Source organism: Ruegeria sp. AN11 (assembly GCF_056536005.1).
Window position 1 is genome coordinate 2,097,391 of sequence record NZ_JBQFJD010000001.1, and the last position, 18,088, is coordinate 2,115,478.

Consider the following 18,088-nt stretch of genomic DNA (forward strand, 5'->3'; position numbering starts at 1 on the left):
AAACCGCTTGCAGGAGTGGAACGGCCTTATGTTCAGCAGAGTCCGCACCCCGAGTTCATTCGCGAAGAAGTCTCGGCCGTGTACGAAGCAAAAAAGGGCGTCCCGCAGGGCGCCCTTTCCGTAGCATTTCGCAGATGCGATTTACTCGATGATCTTCGACAAAAAGCCTCAGCTTTCCGCGAAAAAACTCATGTTAATTCCGCACGAGCCATGGGGTTTCGACCTTCATCCCTTGATAAACCGCATGCAGAAAAAGGTGCGCGATTACTGGATCATTCGAAAACGGCGAGAATTGCAGATTGCCTTCCCTGATACCGTCTTCGGCCTCATAGACAACTTCGTCCCCCTTTATGGTCACAAGTACTTCAAGTTCGGCCAGCTTCTCGGGATCAACAGCAGTTGGATCGTCGGACAAAATGACGAAATCGGCGACTTTTCCAACTTCGATTGAGCCCTTCTGATCTTCTTCGAAATGTTGCCAGGCGGGCCAAATTGTCATGGCTTTCAACGCAGTCATCACATCAACCCTCTGGTGCGGCCCAAGAATGTCACCAGACCGTGTTCGACGTGTAACCGTCGCCGCAAGGACACGCATACTGTCCGGAAAGGCGACCGGGGCATCGTGATGCGTGCCGAACATCATGTCCCGCTCACGCAGCCACCCTGTTGGAGAGATATTGTCGGCATTCACTGGACCGACTGTGTGTTCCCGGTGCCAATCACCCCAGTAAAATGTGTGCATAGGGAAAAGCGTCGGGAACACTCCCAACCGTTTTATGCTGGCAACCTGGTCCTCTCGCAGAAACTGACCGTGAACCAGAACAGGGCGGTTGCCCGGATCCCCATACTTTATCTGCGCCTCTTCGAGGGCCGCAATCAGCATGTCAGATGCCCCTTCACCGTTGGAATGCACGAGGATCTGGAAACCGTTCTCGAAACACCAGTTCACGGCATCCTGGAGTTGCTCCATCGTGATGGCGGAGTATCCTGCATACCCAGCTGCATAGTTGCCAACCGGATCGTAATAGGGTCGATCCCGCAAAGCCGTGAAGCCCTGCGGCGATCCGTCAATTGTCAGCTTGCAGCCACCTACCCGAACCCTGTTGTCATAATCCGCCGAGGTGTTTGCGCCAATATACTCCCTCGACTCAAGAACATCTGGAAACGCGACAACGTCGATAGGAAGTCCTTCTTCGGCGGCAACTTTCTTGAGAGCTTCGACGATTTCACCCGATGACCGGCCTTCTTGCCCGGTCGTATACCCAAACTTTGCCCAAAGTTTGGTTCCGGCTCGGGCAAATGCTGCCAGACCTTCCTCGCCCAGACTCCCCAATATCGGCACCAGAACCGAAAAGAACGCGTATTCTTCCAGAACACCATTTGGTTCCCCGGCCTCATCGCGTTGAATGACACCGCCCGGAGGAGCCTCTGAGGCCGCTGTGATACCTGCCAACTCCAGGGCTTTCGAGTTTGCCACACCCAGGTGCCCAGACTGATGAATAATGACAACGGGCAGGTCCTCGGACACCACGTCCAACTCTTGTCGTGTTGGGTGACGCAGTTCCTTTAGTTGCGCATTGTCGTAACCGAAGCCGATAATCATTTTGACCTTTTCAACGGCCTGCGCATTCTCCTCGGCCCAGTCAGTCAGTGTGGATTGCAGACTGGCGATATCAGTGACCTCCCCGTCCGGTGGCGCAAGAAGGTTAGCGGACAAAGCCTGCACCCCGCCCAAAACGACATGCCCGTGGCTATCGACGAAACCTGGAAGCATCGCGCGCCCTTCCAGATCATAGGTTTCGGTTTCTTCACCCTGATGCGCCGACAAGTCAGACAGCGACCCAACGGCAAGAATGCGCCCATCTTTAACTGCGACGGCTTCGGCGGAAGGGGCCGCGTCGTTCATCGTAACGATTGGCCCGCCGAGATAAATCCTGTCCGCGATTTGTTGTGAGGACGCCGAGGTAGCTGAGAGAGCAACTGCTGCGACAAGACAAACTGAACGCGCCGAAAAGTGCATCTTAGGACCTCTTTCTAATTGCAATGTCTCAATACGAAAGAAGTTAGCATTACAGAAGGCTCTGGAAAAACACAAAAAGGGCGCCCCGAAGGACGCCCTTTCCGTAGCTTTTCGCAGATGCGAATTACTCGATGATCTTCGACACAACGCCGGCGCCGACGGTGCGGCCGCCTTCGCGGATGGCGAAACGCAGACCGTTCTCCATCGCGATCGGTGCGATCAGCTCAACGCCGAACGACACGTTGTCGCCGGGCATGACCATCTCGGTGCCTTCGGCCAGGGTCACGGTGCCGGTCACGTCCGTCGTACGGAAGTAGAACTGCGGACGGTAGTTCGCGAAGAACGGGGTGTGACGGCCGCCTTCTTCCTTGGTCAGGATGTAGGCTTCGGCTTCGAACTTGGTGTGCGGTGTCACCGAACCCGGCTTACACAGAACCTGGCCACGCTCAACACCGTCACGGTCAACACCGCGCAGCAGGGCGCCGATGTTGTCGCCGGCTTCACCACGGTCCAGCAGCTTGCGGAACATTTCCACACCGGTGCAGGTGGTTTTCGCGGTGTCGCGGATACCAACGATTTCGATCTCGTCGCCAACGTTGATCACGCCACGCTCAACACGACCGGTCACAACGGTACCACGGCCCGAGATCGAGAACACGTCTTCGATCGGCATCAGGAACGGCTGATCAACAGCGCGCTCGGGGGTGTCGATATACTCATCAACAGCCGCCATCAGTTCGCGGATCTTCGCTTCGCCGATTTCCGGGTTGTTGCCTTCCATCGCCGCCAGAGCTGAACCTGCGATGATCGGAATATCGTCGCCGGGGTAGTCGTAGCTGGACAGCAGTTCGCGAACTTCCATCTCAACCAGTTCCAGCAGCTCTTCGTCGTCGACCTGGTCAACCTTGTTCATGAACACGACCATCTTCGGGATGCCAACCTGGCGGCCCAGCAGGATGTGCTCGCGGGTCTGCGGCATCGGGCCGTCAGCGGCGTTCACAACCAGGATCGCGCCGTCCATCTGGGCAGCACCGGTGATCATGTTCTTGACGTAGTCGGCGTGGCCGGGGCAGTCAACGTGCGCATAGTGGCGCGCATCGGTCTCGTATTCCACGTGGGCGGTCGAGATGGTGATGCCGCGCGCTTTCTCTTCCGGCGCACCGTCAATCTGGTCATACGCTTTGAAGTCACCGAAATACTTGGTGATTGCCGCCGTCAGCGTGGTCTTACCATGGTCAACGTGGCCAATCGTGCCGATGTTGACGTGCGGTTTTGTACGCTCAAACTTTTCCTTTGCCATGATGGCCTCCTTTTTCGGTAATGAAGGGAGCCCGTTACCCGAGCTCCCTCAAATCTTCGCTTATGCGTATTTCGCCTGGATCTCGTCCGAGATGTTTTGCGGAACCGGATCGTAGTGGTCGAACTGCATGGTGAACTGGGCACGGCCCGACGACATCGAACGCAGGGTGTTGATGTAGCCGAACATGTTCGCCAGCGGAACAAACGCGTCGATCGCGATTGCGTTGCCGCGCGGCTCTTGTCCAGACACCTGGCCACGACGCGAGGTCAGGTCACCGATGATACCGCCGGTGTATTCTTCCGGGGTGATCACTTCGACCTTCATGATCGGTTCCAGCAGTTTCGCGCCGGCTTTGCGCATGCCTTCACGCATACACATCCGCGATGCGATTTCGAACGCCAGAACGCTCGAGTCAACGTCGTGGAACTTACCGTCCAGCAGGGCAACCTTGAAGTCGATCACGGGGAAGCCAGCCAGCGGGCCGCTGTCCATGACCGAGTTGATGCCTTTTTCAACGCCGGGGATGTATTCCTTCGGAACGGCACCACCAACGATGCGGCTTTCGAACGAATAGCCTTCGCCCGCCTCAGTGGGTTGGATCTCCAGCTTGACTTCCGCGAACTGACCCGAACCACCCGACTGTTTCTTGTGGGTGTAGGTGTGCTCGACAGGCATCGAGATGGTTTCACGGTAGGCCACCTGCGGTGCACCAATGTTCGCTTCAACCTTGAACTCACGCTTCAGACGGTCGACCAGGATATCCAGGTGAAGTTCGCCCATGCCCTTCATGATGGTCTGACCCGATTCCAGGTCGGTTTCCACGCGGAAGGACGGGTCTTCGGCGGCCAGACGGGCCAGACCCTGGGACATCTTCTCCTGGTCGCCCTTGGTTTTGGGCTCGACCGCGATCTCGATTACCGGATCGGGGAAGGTCATGGTTTCCAGAACCACCGGATCCTTCGCGTCACACAGGGTGTCACCGGTGGTGGTGTCTTTCAGACCCGCCAGCGCGATGATGTCGCCTGCAAACGCTTCTTCGATCTCTTCCCGGTTGTTCGAGTGCATCATCATCATACGACCGATGCGCTCTTTTTTGCCTTTGGTCGAGTTCAGGATCGAGTCGCCCTTGTTCATGACACCCGAATAGATCCGGGTGAAGGTCAGCGAACCGACGAAGGGGTCGTTCATGATTTTGAACGCCAGGCCCGAGAAGGCCATGTTGTCGTCGGCACGACGTGCGATGTTACGAACTTCTTCCTCGTCACCGGGTTTGAAGCCCATGTAATCGACAACGTCCAGCGGGCTGGGCAGATAATCGATCACAGCGTTGAGCAGCGGCTGAACACCTTTGTTCTTGAACGCCGAACCACCCAGAACCGGAACGAAGTGCAGCGCCAGCGTGCCCTTGCGCAGAAGATTGCGCAGGGTCGGAACATCGGGCTCTTCGCCTTCCAGGTAGGCCATCATCGCGTCGTCGTCTTCTTCGACGGCCGCTTCGATCATCTTGCCGCGCCATTCGTCAGCCATGTCTTTCAGGCTGTCACGGATCGGGGCCTTGACCCAGCTTGCGCCAAGGTCTTCACCCTGCCACAGCCACTCTTCCATGGTGACCAGGTCGATCAGGCCTTCCAGTTCGGACTCGGCGCCGATCGGAATACCAACCGGAACAGCGCGTGCGCCGGTGCGGTCTTCGATCATGCGAACGCAGTTGAAGAAGTCTGCGCCGATCTTGTCCATCTTGTTGACGAAAACCATACGCGGAACCTTGTAGCGGTCAGCCTGACGCCACACGGTTTCGGTCTGGGGCTCAACACCGGCGTTTGCGTCCAGAACGCAGACGGCACCGTCGAGAACCGCCAGCGAACGCTCAACTTCAATGGTGAAGTCAACGTGGCCGGGGGTGTCGATGATGTTCAGGCGGTGCTTTGGGGTATCGGCGGTCTGACCGTCCTCGGTGCGCTCCCAGAAGGTGGTGGTCGCAGCCGAAGTGATGGTGATGCCGCGTTCCTGCTCCTGCTCCATCCAGTCCATGGTGGCTGCACCATCGTGCACCTCACCGATGTTGTGGGATTTACCAGTGTAATACAGGATACGCTCCGAGCAGGTGGTCTTACCTGCGTCGATGTGCGCCATGATACCGAAGTTGCGGTATAGTTCGAGCGGATATTCGCGTGCCATTTGGATAAGCCTCTGGGATTACCAACGGTAATGGCTGAAGGCTTTGTTCGCCTCGGCCATCTTGTGGGTGTCTTCGCGTTTCTTGACGGCGGTACCGCGGGACTGAACGGCGTCCAACAGTTCGCCTGCAAGGCGCTCTTCCATGGTGTTTTCATTGCGGCCACGGGCGGCGGTGATCAGCCAGCGGATGGCCAGAGCTTCGCGGCGCTCGGGGCGCACTTCGACCGGAACCTGATAGGTTGCACCACCAACCCGGCGCGAGCGAACCTCGACCGACGGTTTGATGTTGTCGAGCGCTTCGTGAAACACTTCGACCGGGGCGCGCTTGATCTTGTTCTCAACGCGGTCAAACGCGTTGTAGACGATGCGCTCTGCGACCGACTTCTTGCCGTCGATCATCAGGTTGTTCATGAATTTGGTCAGCACCTTGTCGCCAAATTTGGCGTCAGGCAGGACTTCGCGTTTTTCGGCGGCGTGTCGACGTGACATATCAGCCTCTCCTTCTTACTTGGGACGCTTCGCGCCGTATTTCGAACGGCGTTGCTTACGATCTTTGACGCCCTGAGTATCCAGAACACCGCGCAGGATGTGGTAACGCACACCGGGAAGGTCTTTCACACGGCCGCCACGGATCAGAACAACCGAGTGCTCCTGCAGGTTGTGGCTTTCACCCGGGATGTACGAGATGACTTCGAACCCGTTGGTCAGGCGCACCTTGGCAACCTTACGCATAGCCGAGTTCGGCTTCTTCGGTGTGGTGGTGTAAACACGTGTGCAGACACCGCGTTTCTGCGGGCACTGCTCCAGGTGCATGGACTTCGAGCGTTTTACTTTCGGCTGCCGCGGCTTGCGGATCAGCTGTTGAATAGTTGGCATTCCGGTTTCTTCCCCGTTTTGCAACACACATGACATGCACGCGCGTTGCGTGCGGTTAAACTTGCTGCACTCATGCGTCCACAAGCGCAAAACCCGCGAGCGTTCCCATTCCGAGGTGAACGTCGCGGTTTGTTATCAGAGGGCGCGAACTGCAAAATTGTCCGGGCCTTGACCAGTTCATTACTGAAATCGGTTATGGGGCGGCCCCCGGTACCGAGATGACGCGCGTAATAGGGGGAGTCGGCCCAAGTGTCAACAGTGCCCTGTCAAACCGGCTTTCGCGGCCGCGACAAAGGAGCGGTCTGCCGCTTGCGATGCACCTAATGCAGGGGCATAGTCCCGGCAAGACCCTAGCTTCCGGACATCCAATGCAAGTCATCGGCCTGTGCCGCTTTTCCTATCCTGCCCTCGGCGGTTTTCAGATCGAACACAAGACCCCGGAGGACAGGCGGCGTTATCTTTACAGTCCCAGGCGGCTGGAAGAACGGTTCAGGCTGTTCGAATCCAGCACCCTGCCCTGTTTTCGGGAACAGACCGATGAAGATTTCCAGCTTCTGATCGTTATCGGGGACTGCATGCCCACACAGGACCGTGACCGGCTGCAAGACCTGACGGCCAACATTCGTCAGGTCCGGATCATCGAAAGAAAGCCTGCCCGACATCGCAGGGTCATGCAGGATATCCTGAACGCTGCACGTCAGGACCCGGACCAACCCTGCCTACAGTTTCCCCATGATGACGATGACGCCGTTTCCGTCGACTTCGTCGAACGGCTTCGTCTTGCGGCGCAGGATTGCCGGGTACTTTTTGAAAACAACCCTGCGGTCGGCATTGATTTCAACAACGGATTTCTGGCCCGCATGGACGCGATAGGTATTCGGGCGTTGAATGTATACAGCGATCTCGTCACCGCCGGATTGGGAATGCACGTTCAGGGCGGTTGCCCGCTGACGATCATGAATTTCGCCCACAACAAGATCGCTCGGCGCATGCCCGTTGTCAGCTATCCGGACGCGCCCATGTGGGTGCGTTCACTGAATCAGTTCAACGACTCGCCCCAGACCCGCAACAGCAAGGCCGGTCTGTCAGACCTCAGCCCCGAACAGGAAGGCGAGTTCATTGCGCGCTTTGCCATTGACCAAAACGTCGTTCGGAGGGTTCATTCCGCCGGTTGATGCGACCGCTCGCGGAACAGTGTAAACAGGCCCGCGCCCACGACCAAAGCCGCGCCAAGCATTGTCACGGCATCCGGCCAGTCGCCGAAAACGGTCCAGCCTAACCCCAGCGCCCAGATCAGGCTGGAATACCGGAAGGGCGCAACAAATCCGACCTCACCAACCCGCATCACCATGACGCTCAACAAATACCCCATCAGAACAAACACCGCGGCCGATGCAACCAGCAGGCCAGAGCCGGCCGTGACTGGCACCCATCCTTCAACGACCGAAGCAACCGCGGCCGCGGTCGTGATCGAAAACGATGTCGCCAATGTCACAACCATCGATGGCACATCCGCCGACATACGCCGCGTGATCAGATCGCGCGCCGTGACCGAAGCAACAGCGATCAGCGCATAAAGCGCATAGATACTGAACCCGTCCGGGCCGGGACGGACGATCAGCAACATTCCGGCAAAGCCCATGGCAATCGCGGTAATACGCCGCCAACCGATATGTTCGGAAAAGAAAAGCGCGGCACCCAGGGTGACCGTCAGCGGAAGCGCCTGCAGCACGGCAGTGACATTCGCCAGCGGCATATGCTTCAGCGCGGTCAGGAAAAAGAACGTTGCCGACAATTCGCTGAGACAGCGCAGCGCGACCAGCCACTTGTCATGGTGCGAGAAATTCAGGTGCAACGCCCCAAGATGCCGGGCGAGAATGAACACCAGACACGAGGCCAGCAACCCGCGCAACGCAACCAGTTGAAACAGCGGCAAATCATCAAGCGCCACCTTCACCAGCGTGTCATTCACGGTAAACGCGGCCATGCTGCCCATCATCAGCAAGGCGCCTTTTAGGTTTGGGGTCATTTCAATCAGGCCCGGTCTCAAATCAATCGAGGCATTGGCGCTTTTGGGACCAGTTTTGTCAACTCATACCAGCGACGCCGAAAGGTCATCGGGCTGCGTTGGCAACCAGGGTTCAGCATTCCCCTGCGGAGGCTTTAAAAACACACCAATTGATTGCAGCCCAAAGTTGGCGGCCGCTTATCGAAGTTCATGTTCATGCGACGACCGCGCGCGCTCGCACTCAATTTCACGGTTCAGCTTGATTTCCGCGCCACGACAACAAACTGCGAAACCGAAAAGAAAAAGCGACCCTGCTCCGCAAGTCTGACTTGTTCGTCGAACCAAGCTTGTGCGACAGCTGACTCAATTTTTGCACTGTTCACTACAAATTGCTTCATGAGATGCATCATCATGATAGCAATCCCATCCGGCTTTAACTGATGATCCGTCATCGTGATCGATACGACATCCTCCACACTATGCCCGCTTTCCCTGATTAGGGCTGGCAGTCGTTCCGGAACTGTTCCACTGGCGAAGTGTTCGTTCCAGATGGAAAGCACAAGCTGCATTCTTTCCGGTTCATCGCTGAACCAAATGAGACTGCCGAAATGAAGATCGCTGATCACAAACCGCCCTGCAGGTTTGAGGCAACGCATCGCCTCGCCGAAGGCCGCCCCTATATCTTCAACATACTCAAATACTTGAACAGAAACAGCTTTATCAGCGATTTCATCCGCTAGTGGCAGATTACCGGCAACACCTTCAAGAAACTCAACGCAGGAGTAATCCAGGCATCTGTTCTTTCCGACCGCCAGCATATCTTTACTTGGATCCACGCCCACGATCCGACCCGACGGGCCAACTGCGCGCGCGAGCTCTGCGGTCAGCAGACCATTTCCGCAACCAATATCCAAGATGGTCTCGCCCGGACTTGGATTGAGAGCATCAAAAGAAGCGCGTCTTCTTCGAATAATGTCGGCACCCTGATAGGCAACGTCCAATATCTTGGCGGTTTCCCGGTCAAACTTGAGCATTTTCGCCCCCAGCATCAAGTCTTAAGCTTACCACATTGCAGCGCGGCCTTATTGAATATCTGCAAGACCACCCAAAACTTAGGAAAATTTTGCCAGCGCCAAAGCCCGACGCGTTCTTGAGACTTAAGAAAAATGGCGGTGGTGGCCTCACAAAGAAAAAGGCCCCGCGATTTCGCGGGGCCTGATCTTCAGCATTTTATGGCGCTCACTCGCGGCTTTCCGGTGTTTCCACCAGCACGTCCAGCTCGTCGCCAACCATGTCGTCGTCGATCATCGGCGCTGCCAGGGCAGCGGCCGCTTCGGCCTCTTCCCGGCGGGCTTCGATCACGACATTGTCGCGCGACTGGGCAACCTGACGCACTGCCTGGGTGGCACCACCGGTACCGGCCGGGATCAGGCGGCCGACGATGACGTTCTCTTTCAGGCCAACCAGCTTGTCCTTCTTGCCCTGAACCGAGGCTTCGGTCAGCACGCGGGTGGTTTCCTGGAACGACGCCGCCGAGATGAACGAACGCGTCTGCAGCGAGGCCTTGGTGATCCCCAAGAGGATCGGCTCGCCCTGTGCCGGACGACCACCGCGGGCGATGGTCTTCTCGTTCGCCGCGTCGAACTCCTGCTTGTCGACATGCTCGCCCTTCAGCAGGGTGGTGTCGCCTGAATCCAGGATCTCCCACTTCTGCAGCATCTGGCGCACGATAACCTCGATGTGCTTGTCGTTGATCTTCACGCCCTGCAGACGATAAACGTCCTGCACTTCGTCGATCATGTAGTTCGCCAGAGCCTCGACACCCATAATGGACAGGATGTCATGAGGTGCCGGGTTGCCGTCCATGATGTAGTCACCCTTCTGGACGAAGTCACCTTCCACAACCGGGATGTGCTTGCCCTTGGGCACCATGTACTCGATCGGCTCCAGTGACTCATCAGCCGGTTCGATGCTGATGCGGCGCTTGTTCTTGTAGTCGCGTCCAAAGCGCACGTAACCATCGGCTTCTGCGATGATCGCGTGATCTTTCGGACGACGGGCTTCGAACAGTTCGGCCACACGCGGCAGACCACCGGTGATGTCCTTGGTCTTGGCGCCTTCACGCGGGATACGCGCAACGACGTCACCGGCTTCGATCTTCTGACCATCTTCGACCGACAGGATCGCATCCACCGACATCGGATAGTGAACCGGGTTGCCCGCATCGTTGCGGACCGGCTCGCCATCTTCACCGACCAGAATGATCTCGGGCTTGAGGTCGCTGCCTTTGGGGGCCGCGCGCCAGTCGATCACGATCTTCTGGGTCATGCCGGTTGCTTCGTCGGTCTCGTCGCGGACGGCAAGGCCCGAAACCAGATCGACGTATTTTGCAGTACCGGCTTTCTCGGCGATGATCGGCAGGGTGTACGGATCCCACTCGAACAGCTTGTCGCCACGAGCCACCTTGGTGCCGTCCTTGACGAACAGCTTCGAGCCGTAGCCCAGTTTGAAGCTGGCACGCTCTTCGCCATGTTCGTCGTTGATCACCAGCTTCATGTTCCGGCCCATGACCAGGCTTTCACCTGCGGCATTGATCAGAATCTGCGGGTTCTCAAATGTGACAACACCTTCCTGGTTGGCTTCCTGGAACGACTGCTGGCCACCTTGCGCAACACCACCGATGTGGAAGGTCCGCATCGTCAGCTGCGTACCGGGTTCACCGATGGACTGGGCTGCGATGATGCCGACAGCTTCGCCAGTGTTCACCATCGTACCGCGCGCCAGGTCACGACCATAGCAGGTGGCACAAACGCCTTCCTCGGACTCACAGGTCAGAGGCGAGCGGATGCGGGTCGACTGAACACCGGCCTCATCAATGGTGTCGGCCATACGCTCGTCGATCAGCTGACCAGCAGCCACGATCACCTCTTCCGTACCCGGACGCAGGATATCGTCAGCGGCCACACGGCCCAGAATACGCTCGGCCAGCGAGGCGACGACCTCACCATCGTTGACGGCCGCTTCGGCAGTGATCGCACGGTCGGTGCCGCAATCGATCTCGCGCACGATGCAGTCCTGCGCCACGTCCACCAGACGACGGGTCAGGTAACCCGAGTTCGCCGTCTTCAGAGCGGTATCCGACAGACCCTTACGGGCACCATGGGTCGAGTTGAAGTATTCAAGAACGGTCAGACCTTCCTTGAAGTTCGAGATGATAGGCGTCTCGATGATGTCACCGTTCGGCTTGGCCATCAGGCCGCGCATACCGCCCAGCTGTTTCATCTGAGTGACCGAGCCACGCGCGCCCGAGTGGGCCATCATGTAGACCGAGTTCGGCTCCATGTCCGACCCGTCTTCGGCCTTGGCGACGTCCGAGATGGTGCTCATCATTGCCTCAGTCACGCGGTCGTTACACTTCGACCAGGCATCGACAACCTTGTTGTACTTTTCGCCCTGAGTGATCAGGCCGTCCATGTACTGCTGTTCAAAGTCTTTCACCTGGTTGCGGGTGTCATCAACGATGCCCCACTTGTCGTTCGGGATGACCATGTCGTCCTTACCGAACGAGATGCCCGCCTTGAACGCTTCCTTGAAGCCCATCGACATGATCTGGTCACAAAAAATGACCGACTCTTTCTGACCGCAGTAACGGTAGACGGTGTCGATCACCTGCTGCACTTCTTTCTTCCGCAGCAGGCGGTTGACCAGCTCGAACGGCGCCTTGTTGTTCATCGGCAGCAACGCACCCAGACGCAGACGGCCCGGAGTGGTTTCATAGCGCTTCTGAACTTCGTTGCCTTCGTCGTCGATCTGCGTGATCCGCGCGGTGATTTTCGAGTGCAGGTGCACTTCACCCGCGTCCAGCGCATGCTGAACCTCGTCGATCGAACCAAAGACCTTGCCTTCGCCCGGCATGCCTTCGCGTTCCAGGGTCACATAGTACAGACCCAAGATCATGTCCTGCGACGGAACGATGATCGGTGCGCCGTTTGCAGGCGACAGAACGTTGTTCGTCGACATCATCAAAACACGGGCTTCCAGCTGGGCCTCAAGGCTAAGCGGGACGTGAACGGCCATCTGGTCCCCGTCAAAGTCGGCGTTAAAGGCCGAACAGACCAGCGGGTGAAGCTGGATGGCTTTACCTTCGATCAGGACCGGCTCGAACGCCTGAATGCCAAGACGGTGCAGCGTCGGCGCACGGTTCAGCATGACAGGGTGTTCGCGGATCACCTCGTCGAGGATATCCCACACTTCGGGACGCTCTTTCTCGACCAGTTTCTTCGCCTGTTTCACGGTCGAAGACAGACCCTTGGCTTCAAGGCGCGAGTAGATGAACGGCTTGAACAGTTCCAGCGCCATCTTCTTGGGCAGACCACACTGGTGCAGCTTGAGTTCCGGACCGGTCACGATGACCGAACGGCCCGAGAAGTCGACGCGTTTACCCAGAAGGTTCTGACGGAAGCGGCCCTGTTTCCCTTTCAGCATGTCCGACAGCGATTTCAGCGGGCGCTTGTTGGCGCCGGTGATCACGCGGCCACGACGGCCGTTGTCGAACAGAGCATCCACGGATTCCTGCAGCATCCGCTTTTCGTTGCGGACGATGATGTCAGGTGCACGCAGTTCGATCAGACGCTTCAGACGGTTGTTCCGGTTGATGACGCGGCGATACAGATCGTTCAGATCCGAGGTCGCGAAACGGCCACCATCCAGCGGAACCAGCGGACGCAGTTCCGGCGGGATAACCGGGATCACGGTCATCACCATCCACTCGGGACGGTTGCCCGACTCGAGGAAGGATTCAACAACCTTCAGACGCTTGATGATTTTCTTGGGCTTCAGCTCGCCGGTTGCTTCGGCCAGATCAGCACGCAGCTGCTCGGCTTCGGCTTCCAGATCGATCTGGGCCAGCATCTCGCGGATGGCTTCAGCACCGATATTCGCGGTGAACGCATCCATGCCATAAGCATCCTGCGCATCCATGTACTCTTCTTCGGTCAGCATCTGGCCGTAGGTCAGGTCGGTCAGACCGGGCTCGATGACGACATAGTTTTCAAAGTACAGAACGCGTTCCAGATCGCGCAGAGTCATGTCCAGCATCAGACCGATGCGGGACGGCAGCGACTTCAGGAACCAGATGTGTGCAACAGGCGCGGCCAGTTCGATGTGGCCCATACGCTCACGGCGGACTTTCTGCAGGGTGACTTCCACACCGCATTTCTCGCAGACAACGCCGCGATACTTCATCCGCTTATATTTGCCGCAAAGACATTCGTAATCTTTGATCGGGCCAAAGATACGCGCACAGAACAGGCCGTCACGCTCGGGCTTGAACGTCCGGTAGTTGATGGTTTCGGGTTTCTTGATCTCGCCATAGGACCAAGACAGGATCCGCTCGGGCGACGCCAACGAGACCTTGATCTCGTCGAAGACTTTCGGGGGCGTCAGCGGGTTGAACGGGTTGTTGGTGATTTCCTGGTTCATTTGTTACCTCAAATCTTGCGGAAGGGGGGACGGGAGAAAGGGCAGCGCCCTTACTCCTCAACCTCCGCATCCAGGAGTTCCATATTCAGGCCGAGGCCACGGACTTCTTTAACCAGAACGTTGAACGATTCCGGTACGCCCGCTTCAAAGTTATCCTCGCCCTTGACGATCGACTCATAGACCTTGGTCCGGCCGGCGACGTCATCCGATTTCACGGTGAGCATCTCCTGCAGGGTGTAGGCGGCGCCGTAAGCTTCCAGAGCCCAAACCTCCATCTCACCAAAGCGCTGACCACCGAACTGCGCCTTACCACCCAGCGGCTGCTGGGTAACCAGGCTGTACGGCCCGGTTGAACGCGCGTGGATCTTGTCATCCACCAGGTGGTGCAGTTTCAGCAGGTACTTGATGCCCACGGTCACCGGACGTGCAAATTGCTCACCGGTGCGACCGTCGAACAGAACCGACTGACCGCTTTCCGAGAAGCCCGCACGCACCAGCGCGTCGTTGACGTCAGCCTCTTTGGCACCGTCGAAGACCGGGGTTGCGATCGGAACACCGCGGGTCACGTTGCCCGCAGCCTCAATCAGGCCATCCTCGTCCAGACCGGTGATGCCTTCTTCGTAGACATCTTCGCCATAGGCCAGCTTCATCGCTTCGCGAACCGGGGTCAGATCGCCGGACCGACGGTATTCACCCAGAGCATCATCGATGTTCAGACCCAGACCGCGCGCGGCCCAACCCATGTGGGTTTCAAGGATCTGACCAACGTTCATACGCGAAGGCACGCCCAGCGGGTTCAGACAGAAGTCAACCGGCGTACCATCGGCCAGGAACGGCATGTCTTCCATCGGTACAACCTTGGAAATCACACCTTTGTTCCCGTGACGACCGGCCATCTTGTCGCCCGGCTGCAGCTTACGCTTCACGGCGATGAAGACCTTGACCATCTTCATCACACCCGGCGGCAGGTCGTCGCCACGACGGACTTTCTCGACCTTGTCCTCGAAACGGGCGTCCAGAGCACGCTTTTGCACTTCGTACTGCTCGTTCAGAGCTTCAACGATCTGTGCGTCCTGCTCACCTTCCAGTGCCAGCTGCCACCACTGACCACGGGTCAGGGTTTCCAGCAGGTCCTCGGTGATCACCGACCCTGCCTTGACGCCTTTCGGGCCTTTGACAGCGGTTTTACCCAGGATCAGACCCTGCAGACGCGCATAGATGTTGCGGTCAAGGATCGCCAGCTCGTCGTCCCGGTCGCGGGCCAGACGTTCGACTTCCTCACGCTCGATCTGCAGCGCACGCTCGTCTTTCTCGACGCCGTGACGGTTGAAGACGCGAACCTCAACGACCGTACCGTAATCGCCCGGCTTCACGCGCAGCGAGGTGTCGCGCACGTCAGATGCTTTTTCACCAAAGATGGCGCGCAGCAGCTTTTCTTCCGGGGTCATCGGGCTTTCGCCCTTCGGAGTGATCTTGCCGACCAGAATATCGCCCGGCTCAACATCCGCACCGATGTAAACGATGCCCGCCTCGTCGAGGTTGCGCAGCGCTTCTTCACCGACGTTCGGGATGTCGCGGGTGATCTCTTCCGGGCCCAGCTTCGTGTCACGGGCAGCGACTTCAAACTCCTCGATATGGACCGAGGTAAAGACGTCATCACGCGCGATACGTTCCGAGATCAGGATCGAGTCTTCGTAGTTGTAACCGTTCCACGGCATGAACGCGACGACCACGTTTTTACCAAGGGCCAGTTCACCCATATCGGTCGACGGACCATCGGCAATGACCTCGCCCTTCTGGACGGTGTCACCCACCTTGATCAGCGGACGCTGGTTGATGCAGGTGTTCTGGTTCGAACGCTGGAATTTGCGCAGACGATAGATGTCAACGCCAGCGTCGCCCAGTTCCAGATCCTCGGTGGCACGGATAACGATACGCTGGGCATCGACCTGGTCGATGATACCGGCGCGCTTCGCCTGGATCGCAGCACCCGAGTCAATCGCAACCTTTTCCTCGATACCGGTACCGACCAGCGGCGCCTCAGCGCGCAGCAGCGGAACCGCCTGACGTTGCATGTTCGAGCCCATCAGAGCGCGGTTGGCGTCGTCATTTTCAAGGAACGGGATCAGCGATGCAGCGACCGAGACCAGCTGCTTCGGCGACACGTCGATCAGGTCCACATTCTCGCGCGGGGCGAGGGTGTAGTCACCGGCCTGACGGGTCGAAACCAGATCGTTGATGAACTTGCCGTTCTCATCCAGCGTCGCGTTCGCCTGCGCCACGGTGTGGCGCATTTCCTCGGTCGCGGACATGTAGTGAACCTCATCGGTCACTTCGGCGTCTTTGACGACGCGGTACGGTGTTTCGATGAAGCCATACTTGTTCACGCGGGCAAAGGTAGCCAACGAGTTGATCAGACCAATGTTCGGACCTTCCGGCGTTTCAATCGGGCACATCCGGCCATAGTGGGTCGGGTGTACGTCACGAACCTCAAAGCCTGCACGCTCACGCGTCAGACCACCGGGGCCAAGCGCCGAGAGACGGCGTTTGTGGGTGACTTCCGACAGCGGGTTGGTCTGGTCCATGAACTGCGACAGCTGCGACGAGCCGAAGAATTCACGAACAGCAGCCGCAGCCGGTTTCGCGTTGATCAGGTCTTGCGGCATGACGGTGTCAATCTCGACCGACGACATACGCTCTTTGATCGCGCGCTCCATACGCAGCAGACCGACGCGGTACTGGTTTTCCATCAGTTCGCCGACCGAACGCACACGACGGTTGCCGAGGTGGTCGATATCGTCCACGTCGCCCTTGCCGTCACGCAGTTCAACCAGCGCCTTGATGCAGGCCACGATGTCTTCGCGGCGCAGGGTGCGCAGGGTGTCCGGCGCGTCCAGTGCCAGACGCATGTTCATCTTCACACGGCCGACGGCGGACAGGTCATAACGCTCGCTGTCGAAGAAAAGGGTGTCGAACAGGGCCGACGCAGCCTCGACGGTGGGCGGCTCGCCCGGACGCATGACGCGGTAGATGTCCATCAGCGCGCTTTCGCGGCCCATGTTCTTGTCCTGCGCCATGGTGTTGCGCATGTAGGGGCCGACGTTGACGTTGTCGATGTCCAGAACCGGGATGTCTTTGAAGCCCGCATCCAGCAGTTCCTTGACGGTACCGCCGATCAGGTCGCCGTCCTTGTCATATTCCAGGGTCAGTTCATCACCGGCTTCGACATAGATCGCACCGGTTTCTTCGTTGATGATGTCCTTGGCGACGAACTTGCCAACGATATGATCGAACGGAACGAGCAGGTCGGTGACGGCGCCCTCGTCAATCAGTTTCTTGACCGCGCGCGGCGTGACTTTCTTGCCCGCTTCGGCAATCACTTCACCGGATTTCGCGTCGATCAGGTCATAGGTCGGACGGGTACCGCGTACACGCTCGGGAAAGAACGGCGCGATCCAGCCCTTTTTCTTGTCCAGCTTATAGGACACGGTGTTGTAATACGCGTCCATGATCGCTTCCTGATCCAGACCCAGCGCATACAGCAGGGTTGTCACAGGCAGTTTGCGGCGACGGTCGATACGGGCGAACACGATGTCCTTGGCGTCGAACTCGAAGTCCAGCCAGCTGCCGCGATACGGGATGATGCGGCAGGCAAACAGCAGCTTGCCCGAGGAATGGGTCTTGCCCTTGTCGTGGTCAAAGAAAACACCGGGCGAACGGTGCATCTGGGACACGATCACACGCTCGGTACCGTTCACGATGAACGTTCCGTTCGGCGTCATCAGGGGCATGTCGCCCATGAACACGTCCTGTTCCTTGATGTCCTTGACCGACTTGGCGCCAGTGTCCTCGTCGACATCAAACACGATCAGGCGCAGGGTTACCTTCAGCGGAGCGCTGTAGGTCATGTCGCGCTGCATGCACTCTTCGACGTCGTATTTGGGTTTTTCCAAATCGTATTTCACGAACTCCAGAACGGAGGTTTCGTTGAAATCCTTGATCGGGAAAACCGACTGGAACACACCTTTGATGCCTTCGCCGTCTGTGGGCTGTTCTGCATCGCCGGAGCGCAGGAAAAGATCATAAGAAGATTTCTGGACCTCAATGAGGTTCGGCATCTCCAGCACTTCGCGGATTTTGCCGTAATATTTACGAAGACGTTTCTGGCCAAGGAACGTTTGAGCCATGTCAGATGTCACCTTTCGATGTTCTCAGCGGGCAAAGA

The 18,088-nt window shown here is 57.9% G+C and carries 10 protein-coding genes; 1 reads left to right on the forward strand and 9 read right to left on the reverse strand.

Going from position 1 to position 18,088, the window contains the following annotated elements:
* Positions 1-193: 193 nt before the first annotated feature.
* The 5 genes from ACR3EQ_RS10345 to rpsL all read right to left on the reverse strand — a co-directional run bounded on the left by ACR3EQ_RS10345 (position 194) and on the right by rpsL (position 6,374).
* Positions 194-1,906 carry an amidohydrolase gene (locus tag ACR3EQ_RS10345; RefSeq protein WP_480440670.1) on the reverse strand — a complete coding sequence of 571 codons (1,713 nt, stop codon included), beginning with the start codon at positions 1,904-1,906 and terminating at the stop codon, positions 194-196.
* 238 nt (positions 1,907-2,144) lie between these two features.
* Positions 2,145-3,320: an elongation factor Tu gene (gene tuf, locus ACR3EQ_RS10350; RefSeq protein WP_170613553.1), complete on the reverse strand. Its 1,176-nt coding sequence runs from the start codon at positions 3,318-3,320 to the stop codon at positions 2,145-2,147.
* A gap of 60 nt (positions 3,321-3,380) precedes the next feature.
* Positions 3,381-5,498: an elongation factor G gene (fusA, locus tag ACR3EQ_RS10355; protein ID WP_170613555.1), complete on the reverse strand. Its 2,118-nt coding sequence runs from the start codon at positions 5,496-5,498 to the stop codon at positions 3,381-3,383.
* An 18-nt stretch (positions 5,499-5,516) separates the two neighbouring features.
* Positions 5,517-5,987 carry a 30S ribosomal protein S7 gene (rpsG, locus tag ACR3EQ_RS10360; protein WP_039529242.1) on the reverse strand — a complete coding sequence of 157 codons (471 nt, stop codon included), beginning with the start codon at positions 5,985-5,987 and terminating at the stop codon, positions 5,517-5,519.
* 15 nt (positions 5,988-6,002) lie between these two features.
* The gene (rpsL, locus tag ACR3EQ_RS10365; RefSeq protein WP_005621086.1) at positions 6,003-6,374 is read right to left on the reverse strand and encodes a 30S ribosomal protein S12; all 372 of its coding nucleotides are present in this window, start codon (positions 6,372-6,374) and stop codon (positions 6,003-6,005) included.
* 368 nt (positions 6,375-6,742) lie between these two features.
* On the opposite strand from rpsL, the gene ACR3EQ_RS10370 reads away from it, so the two are divergent.
* Complete coding sequence (locus ACR3EQ_RS10370; protein WP_480490561.1) at positions 6,743-7,549, forward strand: putative rhamnosyl transferase; 807 nt, start codon at positions 6,743-6,745, stop codon at positions 7,547-7,549.
* Here ACR3EQ_RS10370 and ACR3EQ_RS10375 read toward each other — a convergent pair.
* The 4 genes from ACR3EQ_RS10375 to rpoB all read right to left on the reverse strand — a co-directional run bounded on the left by ACR3EQ_RS10375 (position 7,534) and on the right by rpoB (position 18,050).
* Positions 7,534-8,403: a DMT family transporter gene (locus tag ACR3EQ_RS10375; RefSeq protein ID WP_170613559.1), complete on the reverse strand. Its 870-nt coding sequence runs from the start codon at positions 8,401-8,403 to the stop codon at positions 7,534-7,536. The two genes, ACR3EQ_RS10370 and ACR3EQ_RS10375, sit on opposite strands and share 16 nt — an antisense overlap.
* 233 nt (positions 8,404-8,636) lie before the next feature.
* Complete coding sequence (locus tag ACR3EQ_RS10380; RefSeq protein ID WP_170613561.1) at positions 8,637-9,416, reverse strand: methyltransferase domain-containing protein; 780 nt, start codon at positions 9,414-9,416, stop codon at positions 8,637-8,639.
* Positions 9,417-9,621: 205 nt separating this feature from the next.
* Entirely contained in the window at positions 9,622-13,863 is a 4,242-nt protein-coding gene (gene rpoC, locus ACR3EQ_RS10385) for a DNA-directed RNA polymerase subunit beta' (protein ID WP_170613563.1), read from the reverse strand.
* A gap of 50 nt (positions 13,864-13,913) precedes the next feature.
* Positions 13,914-18,050 carry a DNA-directed RNA polymerase subunit beta gene (rpoB, locus tag ACR3EQ_RS10390; protein WP_480490563.1) on the reverse strand — a complete coding sequence of 1,379 codons (4,137 nt, stop codon included), beginning with the start codon at positions 18,048-18,050 and terminating at the stop codon, positions 13,914-13,916.
* Between the last annotated feature and the right edge of the window lie 38 nt (positions 18,051-18,088).

Coding starts and splice junctions, on each gene's coding strand:
- ACR3EQ_RS10345 (WP_480440670.1), bottom strand. CDS start 1,906: ATGAACGACGCGGCCCCTTCCGCCGAAGCCGTCGCAGTTAAAGATGGG.
- tuf (WP_170613553.1), bottom strand. CDS start 3,320: ATGGCAAAGGAAAAGTTTGAGCGTACAAAACCGCACGTCAACATCGGC.
- fusA (WP_170613555.1), bottom strand. CDS start 5,498: ATGGCACGCGAATATCCGCTCGAACTATACCGCAACTTCGGTATCATG.
- rpsG (WP_039529242.1), bottom strand. CDS start 5,987: ATGTCACGTCGACACGCCGCCGAAAAACGCGAAGTCCTGCCTGACGCC.
- rpsL (WP_005621086.1), bottom strand. CDS start 6,374: ATGCCAACTATTCAACAGCTGATCCGCAAGCCGCGGCAGCCGAAAGTA.
- ACR3EQ_RS10370 (WP_480490561.1), top strand. CDS start 6,743: ATGCAAGTCATCGGCCTGTGCCGCTTTTCCTATCCTGCCCTCGGCGGT.
- ACR3EQ_RS10375 (WP_170613559.1), bottom strand. CDS start 8,403: ATGACCCCAAACCTAAAAGGCGCCTTGCTGATGATGGGCAGCATGGCC.
- ACR3EQ_RS10380 (WP_170613561.1), bottom strand. CDS start 9,416: ATGCTCAAGTTTGACCGGGAAACCGCCAAGATATTGGACGTTGCCTAT.
- rpoC (WP_170613563.1), bottom strand. CDS start 13,863: ATGAACCAGGAAATCACCAACAACCCGTTCAACCCGCTGACGCCCCCG.
- rpoB (WP_480490563.1), bottom strand. CDS start 18,050: ATGGCTCAAACGTTCCTTGGCCAGAAACGTCTTCGTAAATATTACGGC.